Annotated in this window: 14 protein-coding genes; 7 read left to right on the top strand and 7 right to left on the bottom strand. The window is 65.4% G+C overall.

The window, feature by feature from the left end; translation table 11 throughout:
* Positions 1 to 160: 160 nt before the first annotated feature.
* On the bottom strand, positions 161 to 1,654 hold the full coding sequence (gene guaB / locus LRP30_RS17220; RefSeq protein WP_249761127.1) for an IMP dehydrogenase: 1,494 nt from the start codon (positions 1,652 to 1,654) through the stop codon (positions 161 to 163).
* Between the two features lie 475 nt (positions 1,655 to 2,129).
* Here guaB and LRP30_RS17215 point away from each other — a divergent pair, with 475 nt between their 5' ends.
* The 3 genes from LRP30_RS17215 to LRP30_RS17205 all read left to right on the top strand — a co-directional run bounded on the left by LRP30_RS17215 (position 2,130) and on the right by LRP30_RS17205 (position 6,324).
* A complete protein-coding gene (locus LRP30_RS17215; RefSeq protein ID WP_249761126.1) occupies positions 2,130 to 3,620 on the top strand; it encodes an MFS transporter in 1,491 nt (496 codons plus the stop codon).
* Between the two features lie 259 nt (positions 3,621 to 3,879).
* Complete coding sequence (locus LRP30_RS17210; protein ID WP_128934350.1) at positions 3,880 to 4,287, top strand: hypothetical protein; 408 nt, start codon at positions 3,880 to 3,882, stop codon at positions 4,285 to 4,287.
* A 267-nt stretch (positions 4,288 to 4,554) separates the two neighbouring features.
* Positions 4,555 to 6,324, top strand: a complete 1,770-nt coding sequence (locus LRP30_RS17205; RefSeq protein WP_249761125.1) for a peptidoglycan-binding protein — start codon at positions 4,555 to 4,557, stop codon at positions 6,322 to 6,324.
* A gap of 166 nt (positions 6,325 to 6,490) precedes the next feature.
* On the opposite strand, the gene LRP30_RS17200 is transcribed toward LRP30_RS17205, so the two are convergent.
* Both LRP30_RS17200 and LRP30_RS17195 read right to left on the bottom strand, forming a co-directional pair.
* Positions 6,491 to 7,177, bottom strand: a complete 687-nt coding sequence (locus LRP30_RS17200) for an RlmE family RNA methyltransferase (protein WP_249761124.1) — start codon at positions 7,175 to 7,177, stop codon at positions 6,491 to 6,493.
* A 1-nt stretch (position 7,178) separates the two neighbouring features.
* On the bottom strand, positions 7,179 to 8,249 hold the full coding sequence (locus LRP30_RS17195; protein WP_128934352.1) for a Ppx/GppA phosphatase family protein: 1,071 nt from the start codon (positions 8,247 to 8,249) through the stop codon (positions 7,179 to 7,181).
* Positions 8,250 to 8,457: 208 nt separating this feature from the next.
* Here LRP30_RS17195 and LRP30_RS17190 point away from each other — a divergent pair, with 208 nt between their 5' ends.
* Complete coding sequence (locus LRP30_RS17190) at positions 8,458 to 10,830, top strand: xanthine dehydrogenase family protein molybdopterin-binding subunit (protein ID WP_249761123.1); 2,373 nt, start codon at positions 8,458 to 8,460, stop codon at positions 10,828 to 10,830.
* 71 nt (positions 10,831 to 10,901) lie between these two features.
* Here LRP30_RS17190 and LRP30_RS17185 read toward each other — a convergent pair whose 3' ends face one another.
* Entirely contained in the window at positions 10,902 to 12,071 is a 1,170-nt protein-coding gene (locus tag LRP30_RS17185; RefSeq protein ID WP_128936665.1) for an IS481 family transposase, read from the bottom strand.
* Positions 12,072 to 12,292: 221 nt separating this feature from the next.
* Complete coding sequence (locus LRP30_RS17180) at positions 12,293 to 13,093, bottom strand: hypothetical protein (RefSeq protein ID WP_249761122.1); 801 nt, start codon at positions 13,091 to 13,093, stop codon at positions 12,293 to 12,295.
* A gap of 105 nt (positions 13,094 to 13,198) precedes the next feature.
* Here LRP30_RS17180 and LRP30_RS17175 point away from each other — a divergent pair, with 105 nt between their 5' ends.
* From LRP30_RS17175 to LRP30_RS17165, 3 genes are read left to right on the top strand one after another with little or no spacing between them, the layout of a single operon-like run.
* Positions 13,199 to 13,690, top strand: coding sequence for a YaiI/YqxD family protein (locus tag LRP30_RS17175; protein WP_249761121.1), 492 nt, complete (start codon positions 13,199 to 13,201; stop codon positions 13,688 to 13,690).
* Between the two features lie 2 nt (positions 13,691 to 13,692).
* A complete protein-coding gene (locus LRP30_RS17170; RefSeq protein ID WP_249761120.1) occupies positions 13,693 to 15,504 on the top strand; it encodes an ATP-binding cassette domain-containing protein in 1,812 nt (603 codons plus the stop codon).
* A 3-nt stretch (positions 15,505 to 15,507) separates the two neighbouring features.
* Positions 15,508 to 16,587 (top strand): D-TA family PLP-dependent enzyme, encoded by a 1,080-nt coding sequence (locus tag LRP30_RS17165; RefSeq protein ID WP_249761119.1) that lies wholly within the window; start codon positions 15,508 to 15,510, stop codon positions 16,585 to 16,587.
* Between the two features lie 87 nt (positions 16,588 to 16,674).
* On the opposite strand, the gene LRP30_RS17160 is transcribed toward LRP30_RS17165, so the two are convergent.
* Together LRP30_RS17160 and LRP30_RS17155 are read right to left on the bottom strand one after the other, a co-directional pair.
* Positions 16,675 to 17,925, bottom strand: a complete 1,251-nt coding sequence (locus LRP30_RS17160) for a TIGR03862 family flavoprotein (RefSeq protein WP_249761118.1) — start codon at positions 17,923 to 17,925, stop codon at positions 16,675 to 16,677.
* Between the two features lie 140 nt (positions 17,926 to 18,065).
* Positions 18,066 to 18,983 carry an SDR family NAD(P)-dependent oxidoreductase gene (locus LRP30_RS17155; RefSeq protein ID WP_249761117.1) on the bottom strand — a complete coding sequence of 306 codons (918 nt, stop codon included), beginning with the start codon at positions 18,981 to 18,983 and terminating at the stop codon, positions 18,066 to 18,068.
* Between the last annotated feature and the right edge of the window lie 171 nt (positions 18,984 to 19,154).

The following is a 19,154-nucleotide window of genomic DNA, read 5'->3' as shown; positions in this document are numbered from 1 at the left end:
GCAATGACGAGCTTGTGGCACGCGCACGCCACAAACTCGCTGTCATCGCCCGGCTTGACCGGGCGATCCAGTATCCAGAGACCGTAGAGATTGAATTGATGGGCCGCGGCGTACTGGATGCCCCGGTCAAGCCGGGGCATGACAGCGGTATGCGGAGCGACTAGCCCCCGCCCGGATAGTTCGGGGCTTCGCGCGTGATCGTCACGTCGTGGACGTGGCTTTCGCGCAGGCCCGCGCCGGTGATGCGGACGAACTGGGCCTTCTGGTGCAGATCCTTCATGTCGCGCGCGCCGACATAGCCCATCGCGGCGCGCAAGCCACCGGCGAGCTGGTGCATGACGTTGCCGACTGGGCCCTTGTACGGCACCTGGCCCTCGATGCCTTCGGGCACGAGCTTGAGCGAGTCCTTGATGTCCTGCTGGAAGTAGCGGTCGGCCGATCCGCGCGCCATCGCGCCGACCGAGCCCATGCCGCGATAGGCCTTGTAGGAACGGCCCTGCCACAAAAACACTTCGCCCGGTGTCTCGTCGGTGCCGGCCAGCAGCGAGCCAACCATGGCGATGTCGGCGCCGGCGGCGAGCGCCTTGGCGAGATCGCCGGAGAACTTGATGCCGCCGTCGGCGATGACGGGAATGTCGGACTTCTTCGCAGCTTCCACCGCGTCCATGATCGCGGTGAGCTGCGGCACGCCGACGCCGGCGACGATGCGGGTGGTGCAGATCGAGCCCGGGCCGATGCCGACCTTGATGCAATCCGCACCCGCGTCGATCAGTGCCTGCGCGCCTTCGGTGGTGGCAACGTTGCCGGCAACGACTTGCACGGAATTGGAGAGACGCTTGATGCGATTCACGGCGTGCAGCACGTGGCGGGAATGGCCGTGCGCGGTATCGACGACGACGAGGTCGACACCGGCATCGATCAGCCGCTCGGTGCGCTCGAAGCCGGTGTCGCCGACCGTGGTGGCGGCAGCAACGCGCAGGCGGCCCTGCGCATCCTTACAGGCGAGCGGATGGGCGACCGCCTTCTCCATGTCCTTCACGGTGATGAGGCCGACGCAGCGATATTGCTCGTCGACCACGAGCAGCTTCTCGATGCGATGCTGGTGCAGCATCCGCCGCGCCTCGTCCTGGCTGACGTTCTCGCGCACCGTGACGAGATTTTCGTGCGTCATCAGCTCGGAGATTTTCTGCTGCCGGTTCGTCGCAAACCGCACGTCGCGGTTGGTAAGGATGCCGACCAGCTTGCCGGGCGTGGACTTGCCGGCGCCGGTGACGACGGGAATGCCGGAGATGCCGTGATCGCTCATCAGCTTGAGCGCGTCATCGAGCGTGGCCTCGGGGCTGATGGTGAGCGGGTTCACCACCATGCCCGACTCGTAGCGCTTGACCTGCCGCACCTGGGCGGCCTGCCCTTCGGGATCGAAATTGCGGTGGATGACGCCAAGGCCACCGGCCTGCGCCATGGCGATCGCCATGCGCGCCTCGGTGACGGTGTCCATGGCGGAGGCCATGATCGGGATGTTGAGCGGAATGGCGCGGGTGACGCGGGACCGGATGTCGACCTCGCCCGGCATGACCTCGGACAGGCCCGGCTTCAGCAACACGTCGTCGAACGTGAAGGCTTCGCGAATGCCTTGAAGTTGCTCCGTGGCCATCTGCCAACTCCTTCCTGCGGCCCTGCCGCAAATGCTAATGGATGAGCGCCGCCCTCGGCGTACCTTGCGGCAACGCCGGAGAATCGGAGCCCATCGGTGGGGTTGACGCGGGTCGATAGCACGGCTGCGTGACGAATCAAAGCAATTCGGACCGCCGGCCAGCCATGCACAGGCTTTTTAGGCAAATTCGGCTGGGACAGCCCGGCGGCGCCTCCACCCATCGTCATTCCGGGGCGCGACGACGTCGCGAGCCCGGAATCCATTCCCCAGCGATCCCTGCGGCCCAATGGATTCTCAGGTGCGCAATTGCGCACCATAGCTCGCGCCAGGGGCGCGCCCCGGAATGACGAGGGAGAGGGTCACACCGTTGTTACGCGGGACTTAGGTGCTATGCGTTGATCCGCAATGGTCCCGGCCTGACGGGGGTGATAAGCCGCAAGTCCGCCCTCCTTCCGATTTTCATTACCAATTCGTCATGGTCGACAAGCAACGCGTCATTCCGCTGATCGTGGCCACCGCGCTCTTCATGGAGAACATGGACTCGACGGTGATCGCGACCTCGCTGCCGGCGATCGCGGCCGACATCGGCACCAGCCCCCTGACGCTGAAGCTCGCGATCACCTCCTATCTGCTGTCGCTGGCGGTGTTCATCCCGGCGAGCGGTTGGACCGCCGACCGCTTCGGCGCGCGCATGGTGTTCGCGATCGCGGTCGGCGTGTTCATGGTCGGCTCGGTCGGCTGCGCGCTTTCGACCTCGGTCACCGACTTCGTGTTCGCGCGCATCCTGCAAGGCATGGGCGGGGCGATGATGACCCCGGTCGGGCGTCTCGTGCTGCTGCGCTCGGTCGACAAGAGCGCGCTGGTCAATGCGATGGCCTGGGTGACGGTCCCTGCCCTGATCGGCCCCGTGATCGGGCCGCCGCTCGGCGGCTTCATTACGACGTACGCCTCCTGGCACTGGATCTTCCTGATCAACATCCCGATCGGGCTGCTCGGCATCTTCATGGCGCTGCGTTTCATCGATCCCATCAAGAGCGAGACGCAGGAGCCGTTCGATCTCTACGGCATGGTGCTGGCGGGCATCGGGCTTGCCGGCATCGCGTTTGGTCTCTCCGTCGCGGGGCTCAACCTGCTGCCCTGGAGCACGGTTGCGGCCCTGGTCGTGGGCGGCGCGATCTCGATGACACTGTATGTGTTGCACGCACGGCGGACGGGATCGCCGGTGCTGGACTTTTCGCTTCTGAAGCTGCCGACGCTGCGCGCGGCCATTTTCGGCGGCTTCCTGTTCCGCCTCGGCATAGGCGCACTGCCTTTCCTGCTGCCGCTGTTGATGCAGATCGGTTTCGGCCTGTCGCCGTTTCATTCCGGCCTCGTCACCTTTGCCTCCTCGCTCGGCGCCATGGGCATGAAGACGCTGGCGGCGCGCCTCATCCGCACCTTCGGCTTCCGCAATCTGATGACGGTAAACGCGGTCGTCAGCGCGTTCTTCCTCGGCGTCTGTGCCCTGTTCACGGTGACGACACCACTGCTCATCATCATGGTGATCCTGGTGGTGGGTGGCTTCTTCCGTTCGCTGGAGTTCACCGCGATCAACACGGTCGCCTATGCCGACGTCGAGACCGCGCAGATGAGCCGCGCCACCACGCTGGTCAGCGTCAACCAGCAGCTCGCGGTCTCAGCCGGCGTCGCCGTCGGCGCGGCGTGCGTCGAGACGACGATGTGGTTCAGCCATGTCAGCGAGCTCAACGCCACCGTATTCGCGCCCGCCTTTATCGTGGTCGCACTGACCTCGGCAGCATCGAGCTGGTTCTTCTGGCAGATGCCCGTTGACGCCGGCTACGAGATCTCCGGCCGCAAGGCGGTGGAGATCGCGAGCCGCAAGGGTGCGGGCAAAGGCGCAGCCAAGGCGGCGGTCAAGGTGGCGACGGAGGATACGCAGGACGTGCGGGATCAGCGGCTAGGGTAGCGGAAAGCAGGATGCCGGCTCTCCCCCGGACAAGAGTCCAAAACAGCCCCATGCGCAGCAGCCGATCATTTACATCTTTCCGAAATTAGCTTTGACCTTACTCTCGTGGACCACGCGGCGCCCCATCAGCGGGCGCGCGTTCACCGAGATGAACGCTCGTTTATGTTCGTGACTCCTGTTCCTCGCCAGCGCGCGCTTGCAACTTTTGCCCTTCGGCAATGTTGGCACGATGTCGAAACACCAATGAAGGAGGACGTGCATGAAAAAGACCGCACTTGTCCTGGCAACCGTCGGCGCGCTCGGCGTGAGCGCGGTGGCGGCACCGACGCCGGCGGAGGCCCACTGGCGCGGTGGTTTTGGGCCGGCGCTGGCAGGCGGATTGCTCGCAGGTGCCCTGATCGGCGGCCTCGCCTCGTCCGCGTACGCCTACGGACCGGGCTACGGCTACTACGGGTATCCAGGCTATTATGACGACTACTACGCACCGGCATACTACGGCGGTTACTATCCGTGGGGCGGCTACACCAGGACCTACTACAGCACCAGTTACGCCCCGGCCTACTACGGCTACCGCTATCACCGTGTCGTGCGGCCGGCCTTCGCCTATTACGGCGGACCGTTCCCGCGGCGGCACTTCTATCACCATCGCTGGCACCCTTACTGGTGAAGCGACGCGGCAAGAGAAGGGCTGGCGCGAGGCGCTGAGCCTGCAAAGTGGATTTTTGGTCGATGTCTTTATCGCTTCGATCGAGAGAGTCCCGCGCGCAGTAGCACCGAGACGGAACCGCGCGACTCTCCCGCCTGATAGGAACGATGGCATCTGCGCATCGTTCACAGGCATCGGAAAACTCGAATGAGGGCTCGTTTTGTCGCGAGCCCGAGCTTCGAAGGTTCCCCATCAACGGATGCTGCAAAGCAAATGGAGGAGGTTCAGGTGAACACGAGAAAGAACAGGTTCCTATTGACCACAGCAGTGCTGCTCGCCGGCGTCAGCCTGGCATCGGCTCAAGGCATGCGTGAAGGCGCCGGCGGCGGGATGAGCGGAGGCGCGGCCGCTGGCGCGGAATCCGGCCGATCGGGCGGCGGAATGTCGCAAGGTGCAGGTGGTGCCTCTCACGGCGAAGGAATGACCCAGGGCCGCGCAGGTGGTCGGGCCGAGGGCCCCGCTGCGGCGCCGTCGCGTTCTGAGCGTAGCGAGGGAATGCGTGCTAGTGGCAAGGCCGATAGGGGCGAACGTCAGGCCGTCGATCAGGGCCGCGGCGCCCGCGACAACGCGCGTCAGTCCCAATCTGAAGGCGAGAAGCGTGGCAAGGACCAAACCGTTGGTCAGAGCCGAGGCGGCCCCGACCAAGCGCGTCAGTCCAGGTCCGAGCGCGACAAGAGCGGAATGAAGGACCAAACCACCGGTCAGAGCCGCAGCGACCGCGACGCTACGCGTCAGTCGCAAGGCGCAGAACAGGGTAAGAGCGCGACCACAGGCGCCAACACCAAGGACAATGTCCAAGGCAAGAAGGCGCAGGGTCAGAGCACGACGACGACCGGCGCGAACACCAAGGACAATGCCCAGGGCAAGAACGTGCAGGGTCAGAGCACGACGACTGGCGCCAAGGGCAACGCCCAAGGCCAGAACGCGCAGGGTCAGAGCGCGCCAACGACTGGCGCGAACACCAACGCGCAAGCCCCAAGTGCCCAGCAGGGCACGACGACTGGCGCCAACACTCAAGGACAGGTCAACACCCAGGCGCAAGCCCAGGGTGGGACTACCCAGAGCTTGTCCGGCCGCGTGCAAGTGAGCGCGCAGCAACAGACAACGCTGCAGCAGTCGGTGTTGAGCTCACGCAATGTGGATCGCGTGCGGGTCAACTTCAATTCCATCAACTTCCGGATCAATACCGGCGTGGTGGTGCCGCGGAACATCTCCGTGGTCGCTATCTCGACATTCCCGGTACTGATCGACATCTATCCGGCCTATCGGGACGACAGCTTCTTCGTCGTGGATGACGAGATCATCGTCGTCGACCGAAGCCGCAGGATTGTCGACTCCATTCCCGCCGGCCCAAGGACGCACTTCGCCCGGCGCGGCAGCGTGAGCGGTGGCGGCGGCAACATCGCCGCGCTGGATCTCAGCCCCGACGAGATCCGCATTGTTCAACGGGTGCTGATTGAACGCGGCCTGATGTCTGGCCAAGCAGACGGCATCCTCGGGCCCGCTACGCGCGAAGCGCTGATCACCTTCCAGAGACGGGAAGGTTTCCAGACCACCGGCTCGATCGATACCCGGACGGTCGCTGCACTAGGCGTCTCCAACCAGATCCGCGCCACGCAGGGCCAATCGACGACCACTGGTCAGGGGGCGAGTGGCCAGTCGACGCAGCAGAACACGACCGGGCAAAGCACCGGTCAGACCAACGCGCCGGCGCAGCAGAACCAGACCAATGCGCCGGCACAGCAGAACCAGACCACCGGCCGGGCTGGGCAGAACCAGCCATCCACGACCGGCCAGGCTCAGCAGAACCAACCGGCGACGTCGGGCCAGGCAGGCACACAACCCCCTGCCGGTCAGACCACTGGACAGGCGCCGGCCCAAAGCAACAGTCAGTCCACCAACCAGCCCAGCAACACGCCGTCTGGGCAAACCAACCAAAATAATGCCCCGCCGCCTTCGACGTCGGGTCAGCCGGCTCAGAATCAACCCAACCGGTAAGATGCCCCCAAAGCCCCGCCTCCGGCGGGGCTCTTTTTTACGGCCTGCACGGCGCCCTGGGGCGATGCGGAGCATCGAACGCGGAATCCACTTTGTCGCAGGAATACGCGGAGAAATGGATTCGGGCTCGCCTCTTCGAGGCGCCCCGGAATGACAGAGCTTGTGGTTATGCCTTCGCCCCGCCCCGAAATCCCGTCGCGAGCACGTAGCGTTCCGAGGAATCCTGCCGGCTCGCGGCGGGCTTGACGTGGCGCACGGTTGCAAAATCGCGCTTGAGCTGGGCGAGCAGCTCGGCGTCGGCGCCGCTCTGGAACGTCTTGGCGAGGAACGTGCCGCCGGGCTTGAGCACGTCGCAGGCAAAGGCGGCCGCGGTCTCGACCAGGCCGACGATGCGGAGCTGGTCGGTCTTGCGGTGGCCGGTGGTGTTGGCGGCCATGTCGGACATTACGACGTCGGCGCCGCCGCCCAGCATCGCGGTAAGCTTCTCGGGGGCGTCATTGTCCATGAAATCGAGCTGCGCGAAATCGACGCCGGGAATCTCCGGCATCTCGAGCAGATCGATCGCGACGACCTTGCCCTTGCCTTCGGTAGAGCCGACGCGCTTGGCCGCGATCTGGCTCCAGCCGCCGGGCGCCGCGCCAAGATCGACCACGGCCATGCCGGGCTTCAGAAGACGAAACTTGTCGTCCATCTCCAGGAGCTTGAACGCCGCGCGCGAGCGATAGCCCGCTGCCTTGGCCTTGGCGACATAGGGATCGTTGAGCTGCCGCTCCAGCCACAGCTTGGACGAGAGCTTGCGCTTGCCGCCGGTCTTGACCTGGACGTGCAAGCGGCCGGTGGTGTCCTTCGCCATCTCACCAGCTCCTGAGCGCGCCGTCCTCGCGCATCATCTCGACCAGCATGCCCTCGCGCAGGCCGCGATCGGCGACGCGCAGGCGCGGCAGCGGGAAGGCGTGCCTGATCGCATCGAGGATGGCGCAGCCGGCCAGCACGAGGTCGGCGCGCTCGACGCTGATGCAATTGTTGCCGGCGCGCTCCTCGTAGCTCATGCCGAGCAGCTTGTTGACGGTCGCTGTAATGTCGGCATCGTTCATCCAGATGCTGTCGATGCGGCGGCGATCATAGCGCGCGAGGTTGAGATGGATGCCGGCAAGCGTCGTCACCGTGCCGGAGGTGCCGAGCAGATGCATGTCGCTGAGATCGCGGCCGTGCTCTGCCGCGAACGGCGCGACGTGATTGGCGACCTCCCGCTCCATCGCGGCATAGATTTCCGGCGTGACGTCGCGGCCGCCGAACTGCTCGGCAAGCGTGACCACGCCGAACGGGATCGACATCCAGGCCCGGATCCGCGGCTCCGGATTTGTGGGATCGCGCTCGATCCGCACCAGCTCGGTCGAGCCGCCGCCGATGTCGAACAGGATCGCGCCGCGCCCCCTGGGATCGACCAGCGGCGAACAGCCGAGCACGGCGAGCGCCGCCTCGGTCTCGCGGTCGATCACCTCGAGCTCGATGCCGGTCTCGGCCGCGACGCGGCTGCGGAACCCTTCCGCATTCGAGGCCGCGCGGCAGGCTTCTGTCGCGATCAGCCGCAGCCGCCGCGCCTTGCGCAGATTGATCTTGTCACGGCAAATGCTGAGCGCCGCGATGGCGCGCTCGATCGCGGCATCGCTGATGCAGCCCGTCGCCGAGACGCCCTCGCCGAGCCGGATGATCCGCGAGAAGGAATCGACTACGCGAAAGCCGTCGTGGGTCGGACAGGCGATCAGGAGCCGGCAATTGTTGGTACCGAGGTCCAGCGCCGCGTAGACGCCGGTTCCCGACTGTGCGGGGACGACCGGTCCAGTGGCCAATGCCACCGCCGCCATCGCCCCCTCCAGCTCACCGTGCAGCCCGTGGCCATCGCGGAGCCGCGTGTGGTCATTCATACAAACTGTCTTTCCGCGGCCCGATGGGCCGATCTGGAATTGCTTTTTCGCCTGAAACATTAGCAGCGCGGCAGGTCTGCGCAACATCGCATCACATGGGACCATGTCCATTCGTGCGTTGTCGTGAACGGGGTCGTGGGTTATCTGAGGGGGTCCGGTCCCCCGCTGCCGCGAAAATGCGCAAATACCGGCTTTTCAGGTCATTCCCATGCAAGAACACACCAAATCGTCCACGCTCGAAAACGCTATTGCACTGCAAAAATATGGCGTCGGGCAGCCCGTCCGCCGCAAGGAGGACGACACGCTGGTGCGCGGCAAGGGCCGCTACACCGACGATTTCAACCTGCCCGGCCAGGCCTATGCCGTGATCGTCCGTTCCACTCACGCCCACGGCATCATCCGCGGCATCGGCATTGACGCCGCCAAGGCGATGCCAGGCGTACTGGGGGTATGGACCGGTAGGGATCTCGATGCCGCCGGCTACGGCCCTTTCACCTGCGGCCTGCCGCTGAAGAGCCGCGACGGCTCGCCCCTGCTCCAGACCAACCGCCAGCCGCTGGCAACCGACAAGGTCCGCTTCGTCGGCGATCCCGTCGCCTTCGTGGTGGCAGAGACGCTGGCGCAGGCGCGCGATGCGGCCGAAGCCGTCGAGGTCGACGTCGAGCCGTTGCCGGCAGTGACCGACCCTGAGGAAGCGGCCAAGCCTGGCGCGCCGCAGCTCTATGACCATATCCCTGATAACGTCGCGCTCGACTATCACTATGGCGACATGGAGAAGGTCAACGCAGCCTTTGCCAGCGCCGCCCATGTCACCAAGATCGACATCGAGAATACCCGCGTCGCCGTGGTGTCGATGGAGCCGCGCGTGGGCCTTGCCTCCTACGACAAGAAGACCGAGCGGTACACGCTTCAGGTGCCGACGCAGGGCGTCGCCGGCAACCGCGCCAACCTCGCCAAGAACCTCAAAGTGCCGAACGAGAAGGTGCGCATCCTCACCGCCAATGTCGGCGGCTCCTTCGGCATGAAGAACATCAACTATCCCGAATACATGTGCATCCTGTACGGGGCGAAGGCGCTGGGTCGGCCGGTGAAGTGGCTGGACGAGCGCTCCACCAGCTTCCTCTCCGACAGCCACGGCCGTGCACAAAAGATCCACGCCGAGCTCGCGCTCGACGCCGAGGGGCATTTCCTCGCGGCGAAGCTGTCCGGCTACGGCAATCTCGGCGCTTACATCACCGGCGTTGCGCCGGGGCCGCTCTCGCTGAACACCGGCAAGAACTTTTCCAGCGTCTATCGCACGCCGCTGATGGCGGTCGACATCAAGACGGTGCTGACCAACACCACGCTGATGGGGGCCTATCGCGGCGCCGGCCGCCCCGAGGCGAACTACTACATGGAGCGGCTGATCGACCGCGCCGCCGACGAGATGGGCCTCAACCGGCTGACCTTGCGCAAGCGCAACTTCATCAAGCCGAACCAGATGCCGTTCCCGGCCTCCTCCGGCGTCACCTATGACAGCGGTGACTTCCAGGCCGTGTTCAACAAGGCGCTCGAGATCTCCGACCACGAGAATTTCGCCAAGCGCAAGAAGCAGAGCAAGAAGGCCGGCAAGTTGCGCGGCATCGCGGTCGGCTCCTATCTCGAGGTCACCGCGCCGCCGAGCCCGGAGCTCAGCAAGATCGTGTTCGATGCTGACGGCAGCGTGCAGCTGATCACCGGCACGCTCGATTACGGCCAGGGCCACGCCACCCCGTTCGCGCAGGTGCTGTGCGATCAGCTCGGCGTTCCCTTCGAGCGCGTCAAGCTCATCCAGGGCGACAGCGACATCGTCCACACCGGCAGCGGCACCGGCGGCTCCCGTTCGATCACCGCGAGCGGCATGGCGATCGTGGGCGCCGCCAAGCTTGTGATCGAGAAGGGCAAGCGCGCAGCCGCGCACATGCTGGAAGCATCCGAAGCCGACATCGAGTTCGCCGACGGCAGCTTCACCATCGCCGGCACCGACCGCAGCATCGACATCATGGAGCTCGCCAGGAAGCTGCATGACGGCAAGGTGCCGGAGGGCGTGCCCGACAGCCTCGACGTCGACCACACCAGCGAGCCGGTGCCCTCGGCGTTCCCGAACGGCTGCCATGTCGCCGAGGTCGAGATCGATCCGGAAACCGGCGTGGTGCAGATCGTGCGCTACAGCGCGGTCAACGATTTCGGCACCGTGATCAATCCGATGCTGGTCGCGGGCCAGCTCCATGGCGGCGTCGTCCAGGGCATCGGCCAGGCGCTGATGGAGCACATCCGCTACGACGACAGCGGCCAGCCGATCACGGGCTCGCTGATGGACTACGCCCTGCCCCGCGCAGAAGACGTGCCCAACATGACGGTTGGCGACCACCCGGTGCCGGCGACGACCAATCCGCTCGGTAGCAAGGGCTGCGGCGAAGCCGGCTGCGCCGGCAGCCTGTCGACGGTGGTGAATGCGGTGCTGGACGCGCTGTCAGACTATGGCATCAAGCACATCGACATGCCGCTGACCCCGGAGCGGGTATGGCGCGCGATCCAGGAGGCGAAGGCCAAAGCGGCGTAAGGGCTGCTTTCTCTTCGTAGACGATCCAGCCGCCGTCTCCGCACGCACACTGTCATCGCCCGGCTTGATGTTCAGCCCGGGGACATGACCGACGGGTGTTCGGGGACATAGCCGACACTTTCTCCGCTCGCCAAGTCGATGATAGCGATTTGGTGGGCGGCAAAGAAGATCCCGTATTGCGCATCGTTTGCCGAGGGGCGGATGGCGAGGCGCTCGCCACGGAAGGCCTGTGGCACTTTCCACAGACGTCCCTTGAAGCTGACATAGGCCTTGGTCGTGGAGACGCGGCGCACGATCTCATGGCTGTCGTATTCGACCTGTGGCAATCGATCGGGCATTGGTCGCTGGCTGGGCCGATATCGACTGGCCGGGACCTGTTGTCCGAGCGCCTCGTGTGGCCGTTCGAAGTTGTAGACTTCCCGCCAGGCGTCGAAGGCACGCTGCGTCTCTGCGAGATCGCGGAACTGTCGCAGTGCGAACACCTCAGCCGCGAGGGTGCGGTGGAATCGTTCATTCTTGCCGCGGCTTTGCGGGTGATATGGGCGGCTGCGGATGACGGCGACGCCAAGCTTGAGCAGCCACACCGAGAACCGTGTCCATCGCTCGCCGGAAGGATCACCCCAGGGCGAACCATTGTCGACGAAGAAGGCCTCCGGGAGCCCGTAGTGGCGAAAGGTCTTCTCCAGGCGGCTGCGCACGGTATCTGTGCGTTGATCGGCACAGGCCTGCAGACACAGATCATAGCGGGAGTGGTCATCCACCACCGTCAGAGGATGGCACTGGGTATCATTGCCGAGCCGAACCCAGCCTTTGAAGTCCATCTGCCACAACAGATTGGGGGCCGGCATCTCGAAACGCTGGCTTGCCATCGGGCCGCCGATCGGAGGCTTGATGCGGCCAGACCGACGCAAGATCTGATGAACTGTTGAGACTGCTGGCGAACGCAAACCATTGCGCTCCAGGCAGTGAGCTATCTTGCGAGCTCCCCATGCCGGATGGGCATCGCGCACCGCGAGAATACGTGCCTCGAGCTCGCAATCGGTCTGTCCCGGGCTCGCATGCGGTCGGCGCGAGCGGTCGTTGACATTCTGATCCGCTTGCCATCGTGCAAGCCACTTGTAGCCCGTGTCGGGATGGATATTGAACCGCCGGCAGAGCTCCCGCCGGTTCGCTCCCTCCTGCATCGCAAGCCGCACGAACTCCCGCCGCTGATCCATCACCGACACCTCTCGCCAGGGCATGGACTTGGCCTCCTTTACCGCCAAATCCCTGCACTATGATGTGTCGGCTATGTCCCCGAACACCCGTCGGTCATGTCCCCGGGCTGAACACTTGACCGGGCGATCCAGTACTCCGAGGCGGCGGTGATTCACGGAAGGGCCGCGGCGTACTGGATGCCCCGGTCAAGCCGTGGCATGACACCGTCTTTGAAGTGCCGGGCCTGGCTTTTCCTGCCTCTTCCCTACGCCGCCGCCTGCTCGCGCGGCTGGTAGATCGCGGTGTGCTGGCAATGCGCCAGTGGCGTGGTGCCGTTGGCAACGACGAGCGCGTCGAACTCGACGAAGCGGTGGCCCTTCTTCTCGTAGTTCGCGGTGACTTTTGCCCGCGCAGTGATCTCGTCACCGATGCGTGCGGCTGACACGAGCTGCATGCGGCTGCCGACGTGGATCCACGGGCCCAGGATGGTGTTGTCAACCAGCACGCGGTTCATCACCCGCTGGATCAGGCCGGGATGGCCGAGGCTCTCGCGCGCAAAGATCGGGGCGGTCTCTCTGATATCGGCGAGATAATCGGCCGCTTCCTGTCCCGCCCAGCGGCGCGGCGTCGTGCCGAACCACTTGCCGATCTCGAACGTCGCCGGGCTGACCGGCTTGCGCTCGGTCACCGCGGGGACCTCGATGTAATCGCTCAATGAAACTACAGGCGCAGCCGCCCGCAGCGAGGCCGTCCCCGTCGCACACAGCGCGGTGCGGCTGAACACCTCGATCGTGAGCAGGCCGTTGTGCTCGGTCGCGTCGACATCGGCGCTCTCGCCGTCATAGACCGGCTTGATGAAGCGCGCCTCGATCAGCCCGCGCGACAAGAAATCACGACCCCAGCGCGCCAGCGGCACGTGCATCATGTAGGCGAACACGTCGACGCCCGGCACCAGCCCGCCCTCGAAGCCGAAACGGCGCGCCACTGTGTCGTCATGCATCTTGTTCTCGGACTGTTTTGCGGTGTTGTAGGCCTCGACGCGATAGGTTTCGAGCCGGTTCGGCATGGGTCGCCTTCCCTGTGTTCTCATTGTTTCAGAGCGATCGTAGGCCCCAGGGAACACCGGTCAATCCCCTCGCCTTTGCGGCCCGAATGGGGTACCACGCGGCCAATGACTGACACCCCCACCCGCATCTATGTCGACGCCGACGCCTGTCCGGTGAAGGACGAAATCTACCGCATCGCGTTCCGCCACGGCGTGCCCGTGAGCGTCGTCGCCGGCAACTTTATTCGAGTGCCCCACGATCCCCTGATCGAGCGCATTGCTGCCGGCGCCGGCATGGACGCGGCCGATGACTGGATCGCGGAGCGAGCCAGGCCTGGCGACGTCGTGGTGACATCAGACATTCCGCTGGCCAGCCGCTGCGTCAAGGCGGGCGCCGACGTGATCGCGCCGAACGGTAAGCCGTTCACCGAGGAATCGATCGGCATGACGCTGGCTGTGCGCAACCTGATGACGGATCTGCGTTCGGCCGGCGAAGTCACCGGCGGCCCGCGCTCGTTCGCGCCGCGCGACCGTTCCGCATTCCTCTCGGCCCTCGACCAGACGCTGCGCCGGATCCAGCGCCGCCGCACTGACGCGGCCGCAACGAGCCAGAGCTGACCATGGCGCCGCCGCTGATCCAACTGAAAGACATCAGGCTGACTTTTGGCGGTACGCCGCTGCTCAGCGGCGTCGAACTCAATGTCGCGCCGAGCGAGCGCGTCTGTCTGATCGGCCGCAACGGCTCGGGCAAATCGACGCTGCTGAAGATCGCAGCGGGCCTCATCGAGCCCGATGGCGGCACGCGCTTCGTGCAGCCTGGCGCCACAGTCCGTTATCTGCCGCAGGAGCCGGATTTCGGCGAACTCAAGACCACGCTCGCCTATGTCGAGGCGGGGCTTGCGCCCGGCGACGACCAGCACCAGGGGCGTTATCTCTTGGAGCAGCTTGGCCTCACCGGCGAGGAGAATCCGCATAATCTCTCCGGCGGCGAGGCCCGCCGCGCGGCGCTCGCCCGCGTGCTGGCGCCCTCACCCGACATCCTGCTGCTGGACGAGCCGACCAACCATCTCGATCTCTCCACCATCGAGTGGCTGGAACAGGAGCTCGACAGCCGGCGCAGCGCGCTCGTGCTGATCAGCCACGACCGCCGCTTTCTCACCAATCTATCGCGCTCCACCGCCTGGCTCGACCGCGGCAAGATCAAGCAGATCGACCGCGGCTTTGCCTCGTTCGAGAGCTGGCGCGACGAGGTGCTGGCGGAGGAAGAGCGCGACCAGCACAAGCTCGACCGCAAGATCGTCGACGAGGAGCACTGGCTGCGCCACGGCGTCTCCGGCCGGCGCAAGCGCAACGTCAAGCGGCTCGCCAATCTGCATGCGCTGCGCGAGCAACGCCGTAATTATCGCGGCACGGCCGGCAGCGCCAATCTCGCGGCTGCGGAAGCCGAGCAATCCGGCAAGCTGGTGATCGAGGCCAAGGGCATCACCAAGGCCTATGGCGAGCGCAAGATCGTCGAGAATTTTTCGACCCGCATCCAGCGTGGCGACCGGCTCGGCGTCATCGGGCCGAACGGCGCCGGCAAGACCACGCTGGTCAATCTGCTCACCGGCGGCACGACGCCCGACACCGGCACCGTGCGGCTCGGGGCCAATCTGGAAATGGCCACGCTCGACCAGCACCGCGAGAGCCTCGATCCCAAGTCGACGCTGGCCGAAGCGCTCACCGGCGGTCGCGGCGACCAAATCATGGTCGGCGGCAGGCCGAAGCATGTCGTCGGTTACATGAAGGACTTTCTGTTCGCGCAGGAGCAGCGCGGCACGCCGCTGGAGGTGCTCTCCGGCGGTGAGCGCGGCCGGCTGATGCTGGCCCGCGCGCTGGCAAAGCCCTCGAACCTCCTGGTGCTGGACGAACCGACCAACGATCTCGACCTCGATACGCTCGACGTGCTCGAGGAGATGCTCGGCGATTACGAGGGCACGGTGATCCTGATCAGCCATGACCGCGACTTCCTCGACCGCGTCGTCACCTCCGTGATCGCGCCTGAGGGTAACGGCAAATGGATCGAATATGCCGGCGGTTACAGCGACATGCTGGCGCAGCGCGGCGCGGACCTGAAGCGCGACACGGCGAAGGCGCAAGCACCGGCAGAGAAGAAGGAGGAGCGCGCAGCTGCTCCCGCTCCTGCACCAAAGCGGCGCCTGAGCTTCAACGAGAAGCACGCCCTGGAGACGCTGCCGAAGAAGATGGAGACGTTGCAGGCCGATATTGCAAGGCTGCAACGCGTCCTCGACGATCCCAATCTCTATGCGAGAGATCGCAAAAAATTCGACGACACCTCCGCCGCCATCGCCAAGGCGCATGACGAATTGTCCGTCGCCGAAGAGCGCTGGCTTGAACTTGAAATGCTGCGTGAAGAAATAGAGCAGGCTTGACCCATGACCACTCCCCTCGCTGCTAAAATCGCCCGCGAATACGGCACCCCCTGCGCCGTCATCGACATGGACAGGGTCGAGCGCAACATCGCGCGCATCCAGACGGCCTGCGATGAGGCCGGCGTCGCCAACCGTCCGCACATCAAGACGCACAAGAACCCGACGATTGCCAAGATGCAGGTCGCGGCCGGAGCCAAGGGGATCACCTGCCAGAAGCTCGGCGAGGCCGAGATCATGGCCAATGCCGGCATCGACGACATCCTGATCAGCTACAATCTGCTGGGCGAAGAGAAGATGGCGCGGCTCGGCGCGCTGCAGGCGAAGGCGAATATGACGGTCGCCGCCGACAATTCGACCGTCGTCGCCGGTCTGCCCAAGGCCGCCGCCGCATCAGGCCGTCCGCTCTCGGTCGTGGTCGAATGCGACACCGGCCGCAAGCGCGCCGGTGTCGAGACGCCGGCCGAAGCGATCACCCTCGCCCGCGAGATCGCGGCATCCAAGGGGCTGCAATTCGCAGGCTTCATGCTCTACCCGACCGAAACGGGCTGGGCTGACGCACAGAAGTTTTACGACGAGGCGCTGGCCGGCGTGCGCGCGCATGGGCTGGAAGCAAAAATCGTCTCGACCGGCGGCACGCCGAACCTGAAGAACCTCGGCAAGCTCAAGGGCGGCACCGAACACCGCTTCGGCACCTATATCTACAACGACCGCATGCAGGTCGCCGCCGGCGTCGCCAGCTGGGACGATTGCGCACTGCACATCTATTCGACGGTGGTGAGCCGCGCCGCGCCCGAGCGCGGCATCCTCGATGCCGGCTCGAAGACGCTGACCACGGACACCGGCGGGCTCGACGGCCACGGCCTGATCCTGGAGCATCCAGAGGCGAAGATCGCGCGCTTTGCCGAGGAGCACGGCTTCCTCGACCTCTCCCGCAGCAACACGCGCCCCAACGTCGGCGACGTCGTCCGCATCGTGCCGAACCACGTCTGCGTCGTCGTCAACATGATGGACGAGGTGGTGATGGTCCGCGGCGAGGAGATCATCGGCACGCTGCCGGTCGCGGCCCGGGGGAAGCTGCGGTAGGGGCGCTGCCCCACAACCGTCATTGCGAGGAGCTCTTGCGACGAAGCAATCCAGAATCTTTCCGCGGCGACAGTCTGGATTGCTTCGCTACGCTCGCAATGACGGTGGTGAGCTAGCGAGCCATTTCAGCACGCCCCTGCCCACGGCAGCGCCGGTCGCAAACGACGCCTGCAGCAGATAGCCGCCGGTCGGCGCTTCCCAGTCCAGCATCTCGCCGGCGGCAAACACGCCGGGCAGCTTGCGGATCATGACGTCGGCGTCGAGTTCGTCGAAAGAGATGCCGCCAGCGCTGGAAATCGCACGCGCGATCGGAGCTACTCCAGTTAGCTTGATCGGCACGGCGTTGATGAGCTCGGCCAATCGTTGGGGCGGCATTGCCGACAGCGATTGGCCGGCGCCAATTGCGGCCTCCTGCAACAATCCGGCGGCGATGGGCGAGAGCTGCGCGGTCTTGCGCAGGAAGTTAGAGAACGACTGCTTGCCGCGCGAGGCAGACAGGCGCTTGACGAGTTCGGCCTCATCGACATCCGGGCGCAAAGCGACGTTGAGCACCACCTCGCCGTTCGCCGCGATCGCCTCGCGCAATTCGGCCGACAGCGCATAGATCGCCCCGCCTTCGATGCCAGCTCGCGTGATGATCGCCTCGCCACGCAGGCCATGCGGGCCGAAGCTTAGCGCAATCCCCTTGAGCGGCTGTCCTTCGAAGCGGGATCGAAAGACGTCGGACCAGGCGGCGGTAAAACCGCAATTTGCGGGCTGTAGCGGCGATATCGCGATGCCTTTGTCCGCCAGAATTGTCGTCCAGCCGCCATCGGAGCCAAGCCGCGGCCAGCTTGCACCGCCGAGCGCCAGCACTGTCGCTTTGGCAGCGATGACAGCCGTTCCATGGCGCGTTTGAAACCGGAGCCGCCCCTCGTCATCCCAACCGGTCCAGCGATGACGAAAGGCGAACCGCACCCCCGCAGCATCGAGCCGTCGCAACCAGGCGCGCAGCAAGGGCGAGGCCTTGAACGCCTTCGGAAACACTCGGCCGCTGCTGCCGACGAAAGTCGGCTCGCCCAGCGCCTCACTCCAGGCGCGCAGCGCGCCGGGCGGAAACGCGTCGATGGCAGCCTTCAACTTCTGCGCCGCCGCTCGGTAGCGCGCCATGAACTGCGGCAGCGGCTCGCTGTGGGTGAGATTGAGTCCACCGCGACCTGCCATCAGAAACTTGCGGCCTGCGGACGGCATCGCGTCATACACGGTGACGCGGGCACCGCCCTGCGCCAGCACCTCCGCCGCCATCAGCCCGGCGGGGCCGGCGCCGATGACGGCGATGTGGGATTCGGTTGCAGTCATGACTGGAGTTTAGGCCAGATTCTCGCGTCAGGCTCGTCATTGCGGGGCGCGCGTAGCGCGAGCCCGGAATCCATTGGGCGGCAGAGTCAGCGGCGCGATGGATTCCGGGCTCGCCCTTCGGGCGCCCCGGAATGACAGCCTTAGAGCTTGATGCCCGCCCGCGCCGCGGCCTGCGCGACGTATTTCTGCGTCTGCTCGAACGCCCCCGTCAGCGCCTTGGCCTTCGACATGTCGCTGATCTCGGCAAAATGCGCGGCGACCGCATCCGGCGTCCATTCGGACTCCGGCAGGTTGATGCCTTCGCTCTCCAAGATCTTGATTACGGCGAAGGAGCCGGCGCCGGCGCCCATGATGGTGCGGGTCGGCGCATCCTCGCTCAGCATGTACTCGACCGCGGGCGTGATCGCGTTGGGCTTCATCAGTTGCAGCGACTGCGGCGGCAGCAGCTCTTCCGTCATACGGGTCGCCGCCGTCGGCGAGATGATGTTGACGCGAATGTCGTTCTTGCGGCCTTCCTCGGCCAGCACGTTCATCAGGCCGACCATGCCTGATTTCGCCGCGCCGTAATTGGCCTGGCCGAAATTGCCGTAGAGGCCGGAGGACGACGTCGTCAGCACGATGCGGCCGTAGTTGCGGTCGCGCATGCCGGCCCAGGCCGCCTTGCAGCAATAGAAGGTGCCGACGAGATGCACGTCGAGCACTTTCTGGAAATCGGCCGCTTCCATCTTGCCAAACGACTTGTCGCGCAGGATGCCGGCATTGGCGCACAAGAGATCGACGCTGCCCCACTCCTTGGTGGCGCGCTCGACCATGGCGGTGACCTGCTCGAAATTCGAGACGTCGGCGCCGTCGGCCATCGCGGTGCCGCCGGCTTTGCGGATCTCCTCGACCACGGCTTCGGCCGGCGACAGCGAGCCGCCGGTGCCGTCACGCGCGCCGCCGAAATCGTTGACCACGACCTTGGCGCCGCGGCTGGCCAATCCCAACGCATGCGCGCGACCCAGACCATTGCCCGCGCCGGTGACGATGGCGACGCGTCCGTCGAACCTGATTGCCATGAGTAAGGGTCTCTATTCTTCTTCCCTTCTCCCCTTGTGGGAGAAGGTGGCGCGAAGCGCCGGATGAGGGGTCTCTCTCTACAGATGCGCTCGCGGAGAGAGACCCCTCACCCGCCTCGCGTTCCGCGAGGCACCCTCTCCCACAAGGGGAGAGGGTGAACCCCGCTCTGG

This window comes from Bradyrhizobium sp. C-145 (assembly GCF_023375135.1).
Classification (GTDB): domain Bacteria; phylum Pseudomonadota; class Alphaproteobacteria; order Rhizobiales; family Xanthobacteraceae; genus Bradyrhizobium; species Bradyrhizobium zhanjiangense.
The sequence above is the reverse complement of the archived record's forward strand: the minus strand, read 5'-3'. Positions and strand labels throughout refer to the sequence as shown.

Bases quoted from the DNA above. Each gene is read 5' to 3' on its own strand.
- guaB (WP_249761127.1), bottom strand. From the start codon at position 1,654: ATGGCCACGGAGCAACTTCAAGGCATTCGCGAAGCCTTCACGTTCGAC.
- LRP30_RS17155 (WP_249761117.1), bottom strand. From the start codon at position 18,983: ATGGCAATCAGGTTCGACGGACGCGTCGCCATCGTCACCGGCGCGGGC.
- LRP30_RS17185 (WP_128936665.1), bottom strand. From the start codon at position 12,071: ATGCCCTGGCGAGAGGTGTCGGTGATGGATCAGCGGCGGGAGTTCGTG.
- LRP30_RS17160 (WP_249761118.1), bottom strand. From the start codon at position 17,925: ATGACTGCAACCGAATCCCACATCGCCGTCATCGGCGCCGGCCCCGCC.
- LRP30_RS17200 (WP_249761124.1), bottom strand. From the start codon at position 7,177: ATGGCGAAGGACACCACCGGCCGCTTGCACGTCCAGGTCAAGACCGGC.
- LRP30_RS17215 (WP_249761126.1), top strand. From the start codon at position 2,130: ATGGTCGACAAGCAACGCGTCATTCCGCTGATCGTGGCCACCGCGCTC.
- LRP30_RS17180 (WP_249761122.1), bottom strand. From the start codon at position 13,093: ATGCCGAACCGGCTCGAAACCTATCGCGTCGAGGCCTACAACACCGCA.
- LRP30_RS17170 (WP_249761120.1), top strand. From the start codon at position 13,693: ATGGCGCCGCCGCTGATCCAACTGAAAGACATCAGGCTGACTTTTGGC.
- LRP30_RS17210 (WP_128934350.1), top strand. From the start codon at position 3,880: ATGAAAAAGACCGCACTTGTCCTGGCAACCGTCGGCGCGCTCGGCGTG.
- LRP30_RS17175 (WP_249761121.1), top strand. From the start codon at position 13,199: ATGACTGACACCCCCACCCGCATCTATGTCGACGCCGACGCCTGTCCG.
- LRP30_RS17165 (WP_249761119.1), top strand. From the start codon at position 15,508: ATGACCACTCCCCTCGCTGCTAAAATCGCCCGCGAATACGGCACCCCC.
- LRP30_RS17195 (WP_128934352.1), bottom strand. From the start codon at position 8,249: ATGAATGACCACACGCGGCTCCGCGATGGCCACGGGCTGCACGGTGAG.
- LRP30_RS17190 (WP_249761123.1), top strand. From the start codon at position 8,458: ATGCAAGAACACACCAAATCGTCCACGCTCGAAAACGCTATTGCACTG.